Annotated in this window: 9 protein-coding genes; 3 read left to right on the top strand and 6 right to left on the bottom strand. The window is 58.1% G+C overall.

All coding sequences use genetic code 11. From position 1 onward, the window contains the following. Positions 1-123: 123 nt before the first annotated feature. From WCO56_24340 to WCO56_24325, 4 genes are all read right to left on the bottom strand, one after another. Entirely contained in the window at positions 124-534 is a 411-nt protein-coding gene (locus WCO56_24340) for a hypothetical protein (GenBank protein ID MEI7732724.1), read from the bottom strand. A gap of 94 nt (positions 535-628) precedes the next feature. Beyond that, entirely contained in the window at positions 629-1,597 is a 969-nt protein-coding gene (locus WCO56_24335) for a Gfo/Idh/MocA family oxidoreductase (GenBank protein MEI7732723.1), read from the bottom strand. A gap of 38 nt (positions 1,598-1,635) precedes the next feature. Next, complete coding sequence (locus WCO56_24330) at positions 1,636-4,938, bottom strand: SUMF1/EgtB/PvdO family nonheme iron enzyme (GenBank protein ID MEI7732722.1); 3,303 nt, start codon at positions 4,936-4,938, stop codon at positions 1,636-1,638. 153 nt (positions 4,939-5,091) lie between these two features. After that, positions 5,092-5,631, bottom strand: coding sequence for an HD domain-containing protein (locus tag WCO56_24325; protein MEI7732721.1), 540 nt, complete (start codon positions 5,629-5,631; stop codon positions 5,092-5,094). 309 nt (positions 5,632-5,940) lie between these two features. On the opposite strand from WCO56_24325, the gene WCO56_24320 reads away from it, so the two are divergent. Next, complete coding sequence (locus WCO56_24320) at positions 5,941-7,503, top strand: PAS domain S-box protein (protein MEI7732720.1); 1,563 nt, start codon at positions 5,941-5,943, stop codon at positions 7,501-7,503. Between the two features lie 132 nt (positions 7,504-7,635). Here the strand turns inward: WCO56_24320 and WCO56_24315 are convergent, their stop codons facing one another. Next, complete coding sequence (locus tag WCO56_24315) at positions 7,636-10,734, bottom strand: glycoside hydrolase N-terminal domain-containing protein (protein MEI7732719.1); 3,099 nt, start codon at positions 10,732-10,734, stop codon at positions 7,636-7,638. Between the two features lie 121 nt (positions 10,735-10,855). Here WCO56_24315 and WCO56_24310 point away from each other — a divergent pair, with 121 nt between their 5' ends. Beyond that, positions 10,856-12,892, top strand: coding sequence for a family 16 glycosylhydrolase (locus tag WCO56_24310; protein MEI7732718.1), 2,037 nt, complete (start codon positions 10,856-10,858; stop codon positions 12,890-12,892). Positions 12,893-12,903: 11 nt separating this feature from the next. On the opposite strand, the gene WCO56_24305 is transcribed toward WCO56_24310, so the two are convergent. Then, a complete protein-coding gene (locus WCO56_24305) occupies positions 12,904-13,896 on the bottom strand; it encodes a leucine-rich repeat domain-containing protein (GenBank protein MEI7732717.1) in 993 nt (330 codons plus the stop codon). Between the two features lie 88 nt (positions 13,897-13,984). On the opposite strand from WCO56_24305, the gene WCO56_24300 reads away from it, so the two are divergent. Further along, the gene (locus tag WCO56_24300) at positions 13,985-15,292 is read left to right on the top strand and encodes a PQQ-binding-like beta-propeller repeat protein (GenBank protein ID MEI7732716.1); all 1,308 of its coding nucleotides are present in this window, start codon (positions 13,985-13,987) and stop codon (positions 15,290-15,292) included. Positions 15,293-15,755 lie beyond the last annotated feature (463 nt).

Genomic DNA, 15,755 nt, shown 5'->3' with positions numbered 1-15,755 from the left:
GGTTTAGCCGTCCAAAAAACCTGCTGAAAAACCCCCTGCAATTCACCGGAATCAATACTATGGGTGACCCCTTTATTACACATTGCAGCAATCTCCGTATTGGTTGCCGTCCGATATTGTTAGTCATTCCGCTTTATAACTTCTGTATGACCAACTTTGCGAACCTGGATTATTTTGCAAGAGAAGAACAATTCTTTTTGATCCATTCTTCAATAGCACTGCAGTATAATCATTGATGCCTGGAACGTGCTCAAAGCCCTTCATAGGAATAAACACTTGTCTCTTTTCCAACAGGACAATGTTTGTCAACGACGCTCCAACCGCTTTTGCAGCCACAACCTCTAGAGATAGTTGATTAGTGGTACGGAATCCCCTGAAATACATACCTCGCCTGAAACCCGGATTTTTCGATTCCATCTTTACTACCTGGTCAATGGGATCAGTTGGAGTACAACCAAATGCAGCCACCAAACACAGAGCAGCAAGGCAATAAGTGGTTGTTGTCTTACTATTCTCTAAAAAGCTGACTTTCATGCACCTTTTTCGGCGCTGTTTGCGCCACGCAAATAGTTGGCATTTCGCCTGCTATTGGTTGCCGTCTGTTTACGGAACCTGCGAACCTGCATTCTTATGGGTTTGCAACCGGCTTGATTTTCACCGGTGCCCCGCCCTGCCGTTTGCTCTCATCCGCCGCCGCCATGAACCCAAATAATTCCAGCGTTTCCGCGGGCGACACCGGGGCGACACCGGTTTGCATGAATTTCATGATTTCACGCACCAGGGGCGCATAGGTGCCGCTGCCTTGTTGTTCCGCCACCGCTTTGCTGCCGAAGATGATCACCTTGTGCGGGGTGGGGCCGTTACGCAATCCCATGAGGACGCCGGTGCGTCCGTCTTTCCAAAGGCCGGTAACCACCTCGGTATCCGGGGTGGAGGTGCGCACGACACTTTCACAACCGGGACCCATCACCGTGAACAGCGCTTCACTGGCGTGGATGCCGTACCAGAACAAATCGGGATGATGCGGCTCCAGGGAGCAGGGACCATACGAAATCACGCTGCGGATGACGCCCACATTGGTTTTGGCAAGCGCGACCAGGCTGTCATAGTACCGATAGGCCGAGGAGGAAAACACGGGGGTGCCATGTTCTTTGGCCAGCTTATAGATGGCAATGGCATCGTCGAGCGAGCCGGCGACCGGCTTGTCAATGAAGAGCGGCTTTTTGGCCAGGATCACTGGCCGGGCTTGTTCCAAGTGCGGGCGGCCATCCACACTTTCAATCAGGACGCCATCCACTTCCTGAAGCAATTCGGCGATGCTGCCGACCAGTTTGACCTGATATTGTTCCTGAAGCTGTTTGGCATACCCCTCAACGCGATTGGCGCTGCTTTCGATATCCGGGCTGAAACATTTATAGGCGACGGTGACCTTTCCCCCCGCCACATGATCCTTGTCTTTTGGATCATTAATGAGCCTGGTAAAGGCGGTACAATGGGAGGTGTCGAGCCCGATCATGCCCAACCGTAATTCCGCCGCCCAGAGGCCGTAACCTGCCAGGCCGATGCCAAGGACCAGAGTGTATGTGCGTGCTTTCATGCGGCCAAGGTATCCCGTGCGCCGGCCAAAATCAACCATTACTGCGCCGGCAAACCAATGCAGACGCGGAAGCCAATGCGCGAATCGGCAATATCGGTGCCTTCTCCAAACCGGCTGGCGCAACGCGCATCCGCGCGGGGATCGGCGAAGGAACCGCCACGCACCACCCGTTCCGAGCCGTTGCTGGTATAGAGCGTGGGATGCGCACCTTTTTTATCGAATGAGTCCAGGCACCATTCCCGCACATTGCCCAGCATATCCACCAACAGAAAGCCATTCTGACGGCGACGATCCCCCGCATCCGCGGTCGCCAGCCAGGGATAGCGGTCATTCCAATCTTCGTATTTCCACACGCTTTCCCGCCCGGCCACATTCATCTCGGCGACCTCGCCCTCACGCCACCAGAAGTCGGCGCGTGGTTTGTTTCCCCGGCAGGCATACTCCCATTCGGCCTCGGTGGGCAACCGGCATACCAGCTTGGGCGGCAACTGACCCGTTTTGCGCAACATCTCGGTCAACCAATCGCAGTAACGGACGGCTTCCCCCCATTTGATGCAGGTTGCGGGATGACTCTCTTGCAGCGTAAAACCGCTGCCAAACAGCGGCGTCTTCCAACTGCCTTTGAGCCAGAGCCATTTCTGTTCCTTCAAGTCAAACCAGCGCGAGGTATCCTTGCCTTCGGCATCGGTTTTGAAGCCGGCGACTTGGGCAAACCGCCGCCACTGACCGACCGTCACCTCGGTTTGTCCCATCCAAAACTTTTCCGCGATCCTGGTAACTTGAGGCTCGCCGGTGCCTTCAAAGGCCACGTTGCCCGTCACCTGCGCGGCCCACTCCCGTTCCAGCTTGGTGCTGCCCATCAGAAATTGTCCGGCCGCAATATGGCAGACCGGCAGTTCCACGCCGTTGCCCAAGTCCACGCGGTTGATTTCCCCGGAGATCGTCTGGGTTTTGGCAAACTGGCTCAGGATCAGGGCTGCTTTTTGCGGATCAACTTCAATTTTACTGCCGCCCGGGTCCGGTTGCGTTGGTTTGATGGGGTTGAATTCAAAGCGCTGTGTTGCAGTGGCTCCCGGTTGGATTTCAACCGTTTTTTCAATCACCTGCGGGCGTTGCGCCGCCTTCGCAATAAACTTGTGCGGCCCCGCCGGCACAACAGCCGTCACCGAACCTTCGCCCAAGTGGTTTTTGGCGTTCTCCGCTTGTTCATCCAGATAGAACGTCACCTTGGGCACATCCGCGCTAAGTTCCACAGTACCATGCGGGAATTGGTACGCCACCTCGCGGGCTTCATTTTCAGCCAGCACCACGGGAACCTCGTGGGACAACTCATAAACGGGCCATTTGAAACGCACCTGGTACTGGCCGGGCGGCACGTTGTCCAAATCCGGTTGCGACACCCGCGCATCGTTACTCCAAAGTTCGTACTCCACCCCTTGCGGACCGCTCGAAATCCGCAGGCTGCCGGCTTTATAAGTCGGTTTAAACACCGCCACCTGCGCAGGGACCACCGTCACATTGCTGGTGATATTCGCCCAGCCTTTCCGCTTTAAAACCACTTGATACGGACCCGCCAGCAGGTTCGTAAATACCATGGGGTTGTCCGTGGTATCTTGATAAAACAGTTCCTTGCGGAGTTGGTGGGTAATTTCATACCGGACGCCCTCCACCGCGACATCCAGCAGCAGATTGCCACGTCCTTCAGTCAGCCGGATCACGCCGAGGTCCACCGTCTCATTGCTCTTCAGGCTCACCACCAACTGAGTGGTCAGACAGGTGGGGTGAGTCAGCGTCAACGTATAGGTTCCAGGGGCCAACGAAGTGAACGGGGCCAGGCTGGAATTGGTCACACTCGCCTTATCCGAGACCAGCACCGCCACGGTGTTGGCGGGTTCGGCGCTGACCTTGATGGAGCCGGTGACAATCGCGGCATTCGTCACGGGGCCGGGCTCCGTATTGAACTGCTGCCAGCCAAAATAGCCCGCCGCAAGCACCAGAGCCAAAAGTACAACCACCAGGAGACCACGACGTCCCGAGGATCGCCGTTCCGCCTTGGGCACCACCGGAACGCGCGATTGAAACCCCGGACGAACGCCCGGCGCGGGTGGTGATACTGCGGCTCCCGCCCCCTCGCTGCTCCCGGGTGACTTGTGCCCAGTCGTGGGCGACCGGCTGGGCGGCGGCTGACGGCTCGGCGCAGGCAACGCCGCCGGCTCCCTTCGCGGCTGCACCGGTGCCGGAGCTGACAGGGATGACTCCTGAACCAACGCGATACTCAATTGTTTTTCCAACCCCGGGGTCACATAAAAGCGTTCACTGCGTTTCGCATGGCCGGGCGCCGAAACTTCCACCAGGCAATGCTGGCCGGACTCCAGGGAGATGCACTCCGGCACCGGCGACCCCAGCAACCGTCCATTCAGCATCACGGTAGCATTGACCGGCTCCACCTTAAGCATCAGATGGGCCGGATCGGCCGTTTTCCTCCCAAAATTTAATTGGACCAGGACCTCGCGGGCACTGCGCGGACGCTGCCCCGGCTGCTTGGCCAGACAGGACATGATCACGGTGGACACGGTGGGGGGAATATCGTTGCGCAACCCCAATTCATCCAGCCGCTGGTGCAGGGAATCCGCCTCAACATGGATCACCTGATAAGGGATAACGCCGGTATAAAATGGCGGCTGGCTGGTCAGCAACTGATACAAGGAAGCGCCCAAGGCGTAGATATCGTCGGTGATCGCAGGAGCGTCGCCATTGACCTGCTGGGGACTCATGTACATTTCCGTCCCCCCTTTGGCGGCACGCGAAGTAATCCGGCCGGCAGACTCACTCAACACCGCCGCAATGCCAAAATCCGACAACTTGAGCCGCCCCTTGCCATCCAGCATCATGTTGGCGGGTTTCAAATCGCGATGCACCACCCCCTCGGTATGGGCGTAATCCAATGCGTCACACAACTGCCGGACCAGCGGTTTCAGCTCCTCCCACGTAAAAAAACCGTCCGGCTTGTCCCAGCGCAAGGCATCCAACGTCTTGCCCGACACATACTCCATCGAAATAAACGGCGTTTCCCCAGGGAACTCATGAAAGTCGTGCGTGCGGATAATATTGGGGTGCGCCAATTTGTGCGAACGGGCGGTTTCGCGGCGCAGGCTATCCAGCGCCTCGGGATCGTTTTGCACGAAAGGGAGAAGGAATTTTAAGGCGACTTGCTCCTGCAATCGCTCATCCTGCGCCAGCCACACCACCCCCATACCCCCCTGCCCCAACAGTTCAATCAGGGAATAACGCCCCGCCCCGACCTTTTGGCCTGGCGAAAACTGATTTAGACCTGGAATCATTTGCTATGGCGACGCCGTTTAATCGGCAAAAGATTGCTTGAATCGGGCGGTTTTGCAACCTTTATATTGCTCCTGATGATTTTTCCATTGGGTCATTCCCCGATTGGGAACACCCGGTCATGCGTTCGGAAAACGCGGCTCCTACGAGCGCCATTATTTCCCCAGCCGACCACGGTTTTCTTCCAGCGTCCGGGCGAACAGCGCATCCAGTTCGGGACTGACCTTGGGCAATTGCGCCACCACCCTGGCCGCCCAGTCGAAATACTCCACGCACCGCTCATGAGTCCAGCCCTCGGGCGGCGCACTGGCGATATCCCGGACATTGGTGATTTTATCCGCCAGTTTGATGACTGCGGCGCCGGGAGACAGATGCGGGGCGTGCGTGATCTGCGCGGCCTTGCGGGTCGCCCGAGGCAGCGATTTATCATCCGTAACCTCCTGCACCAGCCCGCACACTCGCGCGCCGAATTCCCGCTCCAATTCTTCCGGGGTGGTGCCGGTGTCTTCAATCGTGTCATGCAGCAAGGCAGCGGCCAGGATGGCCTCATCCGCGATTCCAGCCACCTCAGCCAGCAACCGGGCGACGGCGATGGGATGATTGATGTACGGAACCGACTCCCCCCCTTTGCGTCGTTGCAGGCGATGTTTATTGGCGGCGAAATCCGCCGCATGTAAAAGCAAATGCGATTTCATGGACCAAACGTATGGTGGATAATTTGCTCACCGTCAATGCGTTTTGCGGAAACCGAAAACTAAATTCCGAAACCGGAATACTTTAGCAAAAAAATTAAGCGGCATAAACATAGGAGGCCGAGCGGCCGAACATGGCATGAATATTTACTGGCAAAAACATTTGACCAGCCGATGGCAAACGAGGGTTCGTCCAGCGGCAAGCGGGGGTGATTTTGCCAGTCAATAAATTCCTATCCTTATTCCAAAACCGGTATATACTGCCGAACGACCGTTGAACCACAGGTTTAATGACCGGAATTGAAAGCGTTGATGAATAAACGCCGCCATCGTGTGCGCCCGGATAAGAGTGCAGGTCTGGTGCAAGAGGACCTGCTCTATCGCGCTTTCTTTGACCTGTCGCCCTGCGGTATTCTTCTGGAAGACCAGCAAGGGACCATCCTTGACGCCAACGAAGCCTTGTGTCGCGATACCGGTTATTCCCGAAAAGAACTGCTGGGCCGGAATGTGCGGTTATTTGTTCCGCCGGGGCAGATTGCGTTGGTAGACATGCATCTTGCCACGGTGGCTTCGAAGGGGAACTTTGAACATGAAGTGCTGAATATCCGCAAAGACGGTAGCCTGCGCACCGTCCGGCTGCGGGAAGCCGCGATCCAATTGCCGGATGGACGGCAAGGTGTTTTGGTGATGGCGGAGGATATTACTGAACGCAAACAAGCCGAGCAGGCCCTGCGGGAGAGCCACGAGCAACTGGAATTGCGGGTGCGGGAACGGACGGCGGAACTCCAGGCCATCAACCTGGCGTTGCGGGAAAGTGAGGAGAAATACCGGCTTCTATATGACAGCATGCGGGATGCCTTCGTGCAGGTGGACATGCAAGGACGAATCCAGTTCTGCAATCGCGCCTACGAGGAGTTGCTGGGTTACTCCCAGGAGGAACTGACGCGCCTGACCTACCTGAATATCACCCCAATAAAATGGCATGCTTGTGAGCAGGAAATTGTGACCAGCCAAATCCTGCCGTTGGGACATTCCAAAGTTTACGAAAAGGAATATCGGCGGAAAAACGGGGAGGTGTTTCCCGTGGAGCTGCTGACTTCCGTGGTGCGCGACAAGACCGGGAGTGTGGTGGGAATGATGGCGATCGTACGCGACATCAGCGAACGCAAGCAGGCCGAAGCGCGGCTGACCAAACTCTCCACAGACCTGTTGCGCTCGGAGGATCAGGAACGGCGGCGCATTGCCCGGGAATTGCACGACTCGGTCGCCCAACAATTGGTGGGTCAACTCCTGAGCCTGACGCAGTTGAAAAAGAAGTTGGCCCACGCCGATGAGAGTATTCGCACTCTGGCCGACGAGAGCCTCGATATTTTTAAACAATGCCTTCGCGAAGTGCGCACCATCTCCTTCTTGCTGCATCCGCCGCACTTGAAGGAGTTGGGCCTGGTTGAGGCGGTGCGCTATTACGCCCGGGAATTTGGCCGGCGCAGCGGCATTGAAATCCGGGAGGACATCTCATCCCGGGTGGATTTGCTCCCGGAAGAGCAGGAACTGACCCTCTACCGCGTATTGCAGGAAGCGCTGTCGAACGTCCACCGCCACTCGGCCAGCCCGACGGCACAAGTGCGTCTGGTTTTCACCCCCCGGTTTGTGCGCCTGGAGATCAAGGATGCTGGCAAAGGAATACCGGTCAAGGATGTCACCAGCAAATTCCAGTCCAGCTACGGTGTCGGCATTCCCGGAATGCAGGAGCGCCTGCGCAACCTGGGCGGCTCGCTGAAGATTCTGCCCGCCCATCCGGGCACGCGTGTGGTCGCCACCATTCCCCGGGCAGTGGTGCCGCTACCCGGACGCAAGTCCAAGAAGTCGGCATGATTGGGAGCCGGGAGTTGGTGATGCGCTAAAATCCCAGTTCGCGTTTTACTTCTGCGAACCCGCGCAGCGCGAACTTCAGGTCTTCCTGCAAATGCGCGGCGGAAATCTCGTCACCTCCGTTTGCGCCGCACCCTACTTCCCCCACTTCAAACTACCATCCAGGCGATAGGTTTCGCCAGCCTTGGTGGATGCCGCCACTTCCTGCGTACCATATTTCACTTTCAACGGTTGGCCGGACAGCGAGCGGATCATGGCGCCGGTCAGTTTCCCTCCGGCCCAGGTCAGATCCAGTTCAAAACCGCCGCGCGCCCGCAAGCCCTTCACCGAACCGTTGGCCCAGTTGGAGGGTAACGCGGGCAACAGATGGACCAGATGCGTGCCTTGTGCGTCCCGCACATGACTTTGCACCAGCATTTCCGCAATGCCGGCAGCAGCCCCAAAGTTACCGTCAATCTGGAAGGGCGGATGCGCGTCAAACATGTTTGGGTACAACCCGCCTTTGCCTTTGCCCACCGGATCGAGCAGGTTGCGCAGGATGATATAGGCGTGGTCGCCATCCAGGAACCGCGCCCAGAGGTTGACCTTCCAGCCCATGCTCCAGCCCGTGGCGGCGTCGCCGCGGTAAATGAGGGATTGCCGGGCGGCATTGAAGAATTTGGTGTCCTGCCAGGTGATGTCGCAGCCGGGATAGGCACCCCAGAGGTGCGAGACGTGGCGGTGCTGGTTCTTGGGGATATCCTTGTCCTCGATCCATTCCTGGAGCTGGCCGTATTGTCCCACCAGGTTGGGCGCGATGCGCGGTTGCATCGCCGCCAGCTTCGCCGCGAAGTCCGCGTCGGTGCCCAGAGTTTTCGCCGCATCCATGCAGGCCACGAACAGCGAGCGGATGATCTGGTGATCCATCATGGGGCCCATGACCAGGCCGCCCTGCTCGGGGGAATTCGACGGCCCGCTGATCAGCCACTTGGTTTGGGGATCTTCCACCAGGTAATCGGTGAAAAACAGCGCGGCCTCTTTCATTACCGGGTAGGCACGGCGCAGAAACGCCACGTCCCGCGTGAACAGGTAATGCTCCCAAAGATGCATGCACATCCACGCGCCGCCCGGCACCCAGATGCCGTGGTTGGAGGCGTTGATGGGCGCGGTGCCGCGCCAGATATCAAAGTTGTGGTGCAACACCCAACCGCGCGCGCCGTAATGCGCCTTGGCGGTTTCGCGCCCGGACAACATCAGCTCATCCATGGCATCAAACAACGGCGCGGTGCATTCGCTCAGGTTGGCCACTTCCACCGGCCAATAGTTCATCTGCACGTTGATGTTGCAGGTGTATTTGCTATCCCACGGCGGCCGCAATTTGTCGTTCCACACGCCCTGCAAGTTGGCCGGTTGCCCGCCCGGGCGACTCGACCCGATCAGCAGGTAGCGGCCATATTGGAAGGCCAACGCCGCCAGGTGCGGATCGTTGCCCGCGCCGAATTCGGCAATGCGTTTGTCCGTCGGGTTCTTCGCGGCATCCGTGCGGCCCAGGTCCAATTTCACCCGTCCGAACAATGCCTGATGATCTGCCAGATGCGCCTGCTTCAATTGCTCCCAGGATTTTCCGGTCACGCGGCCCATCAACTCCATGCAGCGCGCCGCCGGGTCGGCGGAGATATCCTGATAATTCTTGAAACTGGAAGCGCCCACCAGCCGGACCAATAATGACGTGGCGCCAGTTACCGTGAGAGCGCCGGTTTCGGCGGCCAGTTGACCGCCTTCCACGGACACTTGGGCGCGGCTCTCAAACTGCACGCCGTTGGTTTCCACGATGCCGCGCAGGATCACCGTATCCCGGCCCTCGACCGATACCTGCGTTTCCTTGTGCGCGCTGTTCAGGAAAATCCGCGCATTCAACTTGCCCGGTTGATCCGCGCTGACGCGCACGGCAATGACGTGATCGGGATGCGAGGCCAGCACTTCCCGCCGGAAGGTCACGCCATCCCCTTGGTATTCACTGGTGCAGATACCGGTATCCAGATCCAGCCAGCGGCGATAGTTCGCCGCCTTTTGCTGCCCCGGAAACTCCAGCCATAAATCCCCGAACGGCTGATACGCTTTCTGGTGTAACGGCTCACTCATGAATTCTTTCATGCCGAGGTCCTCGGCCTCCTTCTGCTTTGCCCGGGCAGCCTTGAGCGCTTCCTGGGATTCGCGGGACTTGGCTTTCGATTCAGCAGTCTGGCCTTTGCTCTCCAATTCCCGGGCTTCCTTTTCCCGTTGCAAGCCGATGGCTTCGACCGCCCTGCCCTCCTGCAACAATCGGCGCATCTCCGGCAAAGCCTTGACCGCGCCCTCGTGATGATACGCGTGCGGCTGGCCGGTCCAGACCGTGTGCTCATTGAACTGGAGATGTTCAGCCAGCACGCCGCCATACACCATCGCGCCCAGGATGCCGTTGCCGACCGGCAGGGCTTCCTCCCATTTCTGCGCGGGCTGGCGATACCACAAAACCAGATCGCCCGGCGGCGTTGCAGCTTCCCCGGTGATCTCGATCGCATTACGCTCCATCATCGAGGTGGCCCCCATCACCAAGGCAGGCCCACCGCTATTCAACGCGGCATACGCCCCCTTCTGCGGCTCTTTGGTGAAATCCCATTCCGCAATCACGCCCGCCGGAGCCGCGCCGCCCTGAGCGCGCGCCGCAATTTCCTCTGCGGTCAGCGCGACCTTATACACCGCCGCGCGTTGGATGACTCCATGGAAGAGGTTGTGACCATCCTTATCCGCGCCCACATTCAGCGGGTTGCGGTTGATGGTCAAAGGCGGGAACCCACCAGCGGTCTTGGAGGCCACTTCTTTGCCGTCCACGTACAATTTTTGAATGCGCTTAGAGGCGCTGTAAACCCCAACCACATGCGTAAACTTGCCGGGGGAGAGATTGGCCTTGAACGACAGCGCCTTATTCGCGGTCGTCAGGCGCAGGGAATTTCCGGGGAAGGTATCCAGCATGTACGCCTCATCTGTGCCGGGAGAGGATTTGTCCAGGATGCGGGCACCGCTGGACGGCATTTTGGCGCTGGGTTTCACCCAGGCTTCAAGCGTGACGGCATCGGTAAGGTTAAACGCAGGATCGCCGGAGGCGGGTGCCGAACCGGAGGAGTCGGGCGTCAGGCCATCGGCGGCGAAGGCCGTGACAGCCGTTGAAAACACCAAGGCCAGCCAACTTCCAAACCAGCGGATCGAATTTTTCATAATCATAAAGCGGTCCATTTCTTATTCCCCGGCAGCCTGCCTGAATTCCCCGCACTCGCCAAACAAAATGTGTCGCCAGTCATGCCTTGACTCTCCCAAGGCTCCGAATAAACTTTTGTCCATGATCCGATGCCAGCCAACTGGGTTTCAGCAGAAATGGGTTCCACCGTTATTGCTGTTGTGCGCGTGGACAGTATCTTTGTTCGCCGCCGCGCCGGTCGTGGAATACTCCAGCCGTGACGGTTTGCCCAATGTCTTTGCCAAGTTGACCACGGGCGGAGAGGTGCGCATTGCATACCTCGGCGGCAGCATCACCTCGGCGGATGGCTGGCGAACCATGAGCCTGGAATGGTTTCGCAAACAATATCCCAAAACCACCGTACACGAGATTTTTGCAGCGGTATCCGGCACCGGCTCCAGCTATGGCGCACCCCGGTTGGAGCGCGATGTGTTGCGTCACAAACCAGACTTGTTGTTTGTGGAATTCGCGGTGAATGACGGCAGCGAATCCGCGCAAGTGGTGGCGCAAATGGAAGGCATCGTCCGCCAGACCTGGGCGGCCAATCCGCTCACCGACATCTGCTTTGTGTACACGGTATCGCAATCCATCCTCAAAGATTTGCATACCGGCAAATACCAAGGGGCGGCGCGTTCCATGGAAAAGGTGGCGGCGCACTACGGCATTCCTGCGTTCAACTTTGGTGTGGAAGTCGCCCGCCGGGAGGCCGCCGGATCGCTGGTATTTTCCGCACCGGCCTCGGTTACGGCGGATGTGCGTGGCAACGAGCCTTCCGGTCGCCTGATTTTCACCCGGGACAACACCCACCCCACCGATGCGGGGCACCGGCTTTACACAGAGCGGCTGGTGGCGGTGCTGCCCGAATTCGGCCGGACCGGACGGCCCGGTCCGCATTCGCTGTCGGCACCCTTGACGGCGGATCATTGGCAGCGTGCCCGGATTCTGACGGTTGGGGAAGCCACTCCCGATGGCCAATGGCAGGCACTGCCGCCCGAGGATAACCATGTGTCGTTGCAAAAAGGCGGGCTGACGCCACCAACCTGGGCCGCTTTTGAACTAGGGGCAGCGGTGGAGTTTCGCTTCAAGGGAACCAGGCTGGGTATCGTCGGTCTCAAAGGTCCGGATAACGGGGAATTCCGCGTCACCGTGGATGATCAATCCGAGACCGGCACCCTCTTCGACTCCTATTCCACGCCCGGACGGTATTATTTGAAAACGTGGTATTTCGCCAAACCGCTGCCGGATCGGGAACACCGGGTGCGCCTGGAATTGCTACCCTCCAAAATTGACAAGGCAGCGATCATGAAAAAGGCGGGAGCGCCAATTACGGATCCCAAACCGTATGCGGCCAACGGGCTTTATCTAAGTGGATTTCTGATCGTCGGAGAACCCATTGGCACCAAGCCGCCCGCGCCCGAAAAAAGTCTGTTTGCCGATCTGCCCATCCTGAAACCCGGCGAACCGCCGCCTGGCTACAAGCTGGTATGGGCCGACGAGTTTAATGGAGATAAACTGAACCCTGGCGAGTGGATTTACCGTACCGGCGTTCGCTACTGGAGCACGCAAGTGCCGGAAAGCGTATCCGTGCATGATGGCAGCCTTTGGCTGGCCTGCCGCAAGCAAAAGGTGGGGAATTCCGATTACACGGCCGGCGGCATCATTTCCAAGCGCTTCTTTCGCTACGGCTACTTTGAGTCGCGCTTCAAGGTGCCGCCCACCAAAGGGTGGCACACCTCCTTCTGGCTGATGCGCAACACCGAGGCCAATCGCGATAGCCACGAGGGTTCACGCCAGGAAATTGACATCTGCGAAAATGATTCCAGCCGGCTTAAGCTCTATGGCGCGAACCTACATCAGTGGGCGCCGGAACATCGCGGGCTGGGACATCGCAACGTGGTCACGCCGGATGAATCGGCGGAGTTCCACACCTGGGCCTGCGAGTTCACGCCGGAAAGGATTGTGTATTACTTTGACGGCAAAGTGGTACACATCAATCCGGTCACCAAGCTGCCGGATCACGGCGATATGAATGTCTGGCTGACCACCATCGCCTCCCCGCTCGGCGGCACCGATGCGGTGGATGAAAGCCGTCTGCCGGTGTTCGCCGTCTATGATTACGTGCGGGTGTACCAAAAATAGCTGACGGAAGTCTAATACAGCGTTGAGTTGGGAAGCGGCGAGGTTTCTTCCGTGCCGAATGGGGAGACGGGCGCTTTGGGGTTTCGCGAACGGGCGAGGTTTTGAATAGCCTCGCGCAGTGAGGCGGGGAGGTTGGTGCATCCCTCAAACGAACTCATCCCGATCAAGGTGATGCTGGCGGGAATGGTGACGTTGGTGAGCCCCGCACATCGGGAGAAGGCGTTTCCCCAAATGGTGGTGACGCTGGGAGGGATCGCATAACTGCCTGACCTGGCATTGGGATAGCGAATGAGCCCGGTCTGCTTGCGATTGAACAAAACGCCATCAACGCTGCGGTAGTTCAGGTTGGCGGCGTGGACGGTAATCCCGGTCAGGCGATTGCAGCCATCAAAGGTCCAATTGACGATATTGGTGACCCCGGCAGAAATCGTCAGACTGGTCAGCCCGGTGCTGCCTGAGAACGCAAACGGCCAGGTCCACATCTCGGTAACACTAGCGGGCATCACGTAACTTCCGGTTCTGGCCGCTGGATATCGAATCAGGACCGTCTGGTTTTTGTCGAACAGAACCCCATCCTCACTGCTGAAGTTTGGATTGGCCGCATCCACATGGATTGCCGTCAGGCTGGGGCAGTCGGAAAATGCCGGGCTCTCAATATGCGTAACACTCGTGGGAATCGTCACCTCCGTCAGGCCGTCGCAGCGGGAGAACGCATCGAGCCAAATGGTGGTGACGCTCGCAGGAATCACATAACTTCCCTTTTTATCGCGCGGATAGCGCAGCAGGATGGTTTGGTCCTGGTTGAATACCGCCTTGTCCGGGGTGCCGGAGACAGGCGGTGGACTGTTTTGAGCCATGGCCACCCCGGAAATTATAACGGCAAGCACCGTACAAATGGCGAACATCCGCAGGGTGCCGGGATGGACACCGTGTCGTTGCGATGGCACCTGCATCAACCCTCGTCGGAAGGTGATCAAGGCGCGTTGCCATTGGCCAATAAACATGACGAACGCTATGACTCTCCCGTAACTGCCGTCAAGCCGAAGCTGAACTGCACTGGACGAAATTAAAATATTTTGCCACCCTTACCCCATGAAGATCACAACAACCTGTCGCGCAGTGCTGGCTTTCTCGGCAGTCCTGGTGGCGGCGCCTCTCGGCGCGGCCACGGCGGATTCCCCGAATTGGCCGGGGTTCCGGGGACCGAATGGCAACGGTCTTGCGCCGAACGCCAACCCGCCGCTCACCTGGAGTGAGACCAATCACATTGCCTGGAAGGTTCCGGTAACCGGGCGCGGCCGTTCCTCGCCCATCTTCATTGGCAACCGCATCTGGCTGACCACAGCGGTCGAGAAAAACGTGGTGCGCACCCGGATCGGTTCCGATGACATGCAGGTGGCCGAGCATGTGTCTCTGCGCGTGGTTTGCCTGGACCGCACTTCCGGAAAAAGCCTTTGGGAAACCACCCTCTTCGACGTGGCCAAGCCGGACTCGGTTCACTGGTTGAACAGTTGGGCCACTCCCACTCCGGTTGCGGAGGCGGGCCGGGTGTATTGCGAGTTCGGCACGTTCGGCACCGCCTGCCTGGAGGCGGATACCGGCAAAGTTGTGTGGAAAAAACAAATCCGCTGCGATCACCAAGTGGGCCCGGGCAGTTCCCCCATCCTCTGGAAAGACCGCCTGATCCTCGTGCGCGATGGCCGGGAGGCCCAGTATGTCATAGCGTTGAACAAGGAGAACGGCGAGGTGATTTGGAAGACCGACCGTCCGCCCGTCACCGCCAACAGCCCGAACTTGAAAAAGTCGTTTTCCTCGCCGCTCATCATCGAAGCGACGGGAAAAACCCAGGTGTTCTCCGCCGGACCGCATTGGGCGGTCGCGTACGATCCGGACTCCGGCAAGGAACTCTGGCGCGTGCAGCATGGCAAGGGCTTTTCCATTGGCACTTGCCCGATTTACGGCCAGGGCCTGGTGTTCTTCGGCACCGGCTGTTTCAAAGCGCAACTGTACGCGGTGCGTCCGGATGGTCAGGGCGACGTGACCACCAATCAGGTCGCCTGGAAAACCCTGCGGCAGGTGCCGGTGATGTCCTCGCCCATCCTGGTCGGGGAGGAAATCTATTGGATTGCGGATGATGGCATGGCCACCTGCGCGAACGCCCGCACCGGCGACATTCACTGGCAGGAGCGGCTCGGCAGTGGGTGCCTGGCCTCGCCGATTGCCGCCCAAGGCCGCCTCTATTTCTTCATGAAAGACGCCAAAACCATCGTCCTGAAAGCCGGCAAACAATTTGAACGCCTGGCGGAGAACGTCCTGGAAGGCACCCTGATCGCCACCCCAGCCGTCAGCGACTGTGGCTTTTACCTCCGCACTGATACCCACGTATATTGTTTGGAATGATCGTGAGACATACTCAACGGTTTCATATGAGCAGGAATGAATAGCCAGATGGTGATATGGCTATCCATGATCAACTTTCTCCTTTCCATTTCACATCATTCCCATAAATTCATCACCAGTAAACCCACTTACTGGATTGGGCGCAAGAAGGCGAGAAGAAGACTGTATGCATACAATTGATTCAGCCGTTAATGGCATCGGCAGTTTGATGATCCGAGGACTTCAACCGGAAAGGGATGATTTTACCCGTGCAGTGGATCGCCCCAATGGAAAAGGATACAGCCACTGATACTCAGGAAAAGTGGCTTTGGAATGCGGATGCACCTCCAGTTTACTCCGCCTCCGAGCAGGAAATCCGGCAGCAACACATTGAAAATTAACGATGACACGCGAAGAAGCCAGAGAACACATTAAGTGCTTATCCGTAAATAGATATTGTCTGTCGCCAGCAGATTATGGCTGC

This window comes from Verrucomicrobiota bacterium, from assembly GCA_037139415.1.
Taxonomy (GTDB): domain Bacteria; phylum Verrucomicrobiota; class Verrucomicrobiia; order Limisphaerales; family Fontisphaeraceae; genus JBAXGN01.
This window is presented reverse-complemented; position numbering and strand designations above follow the sequence as displayed.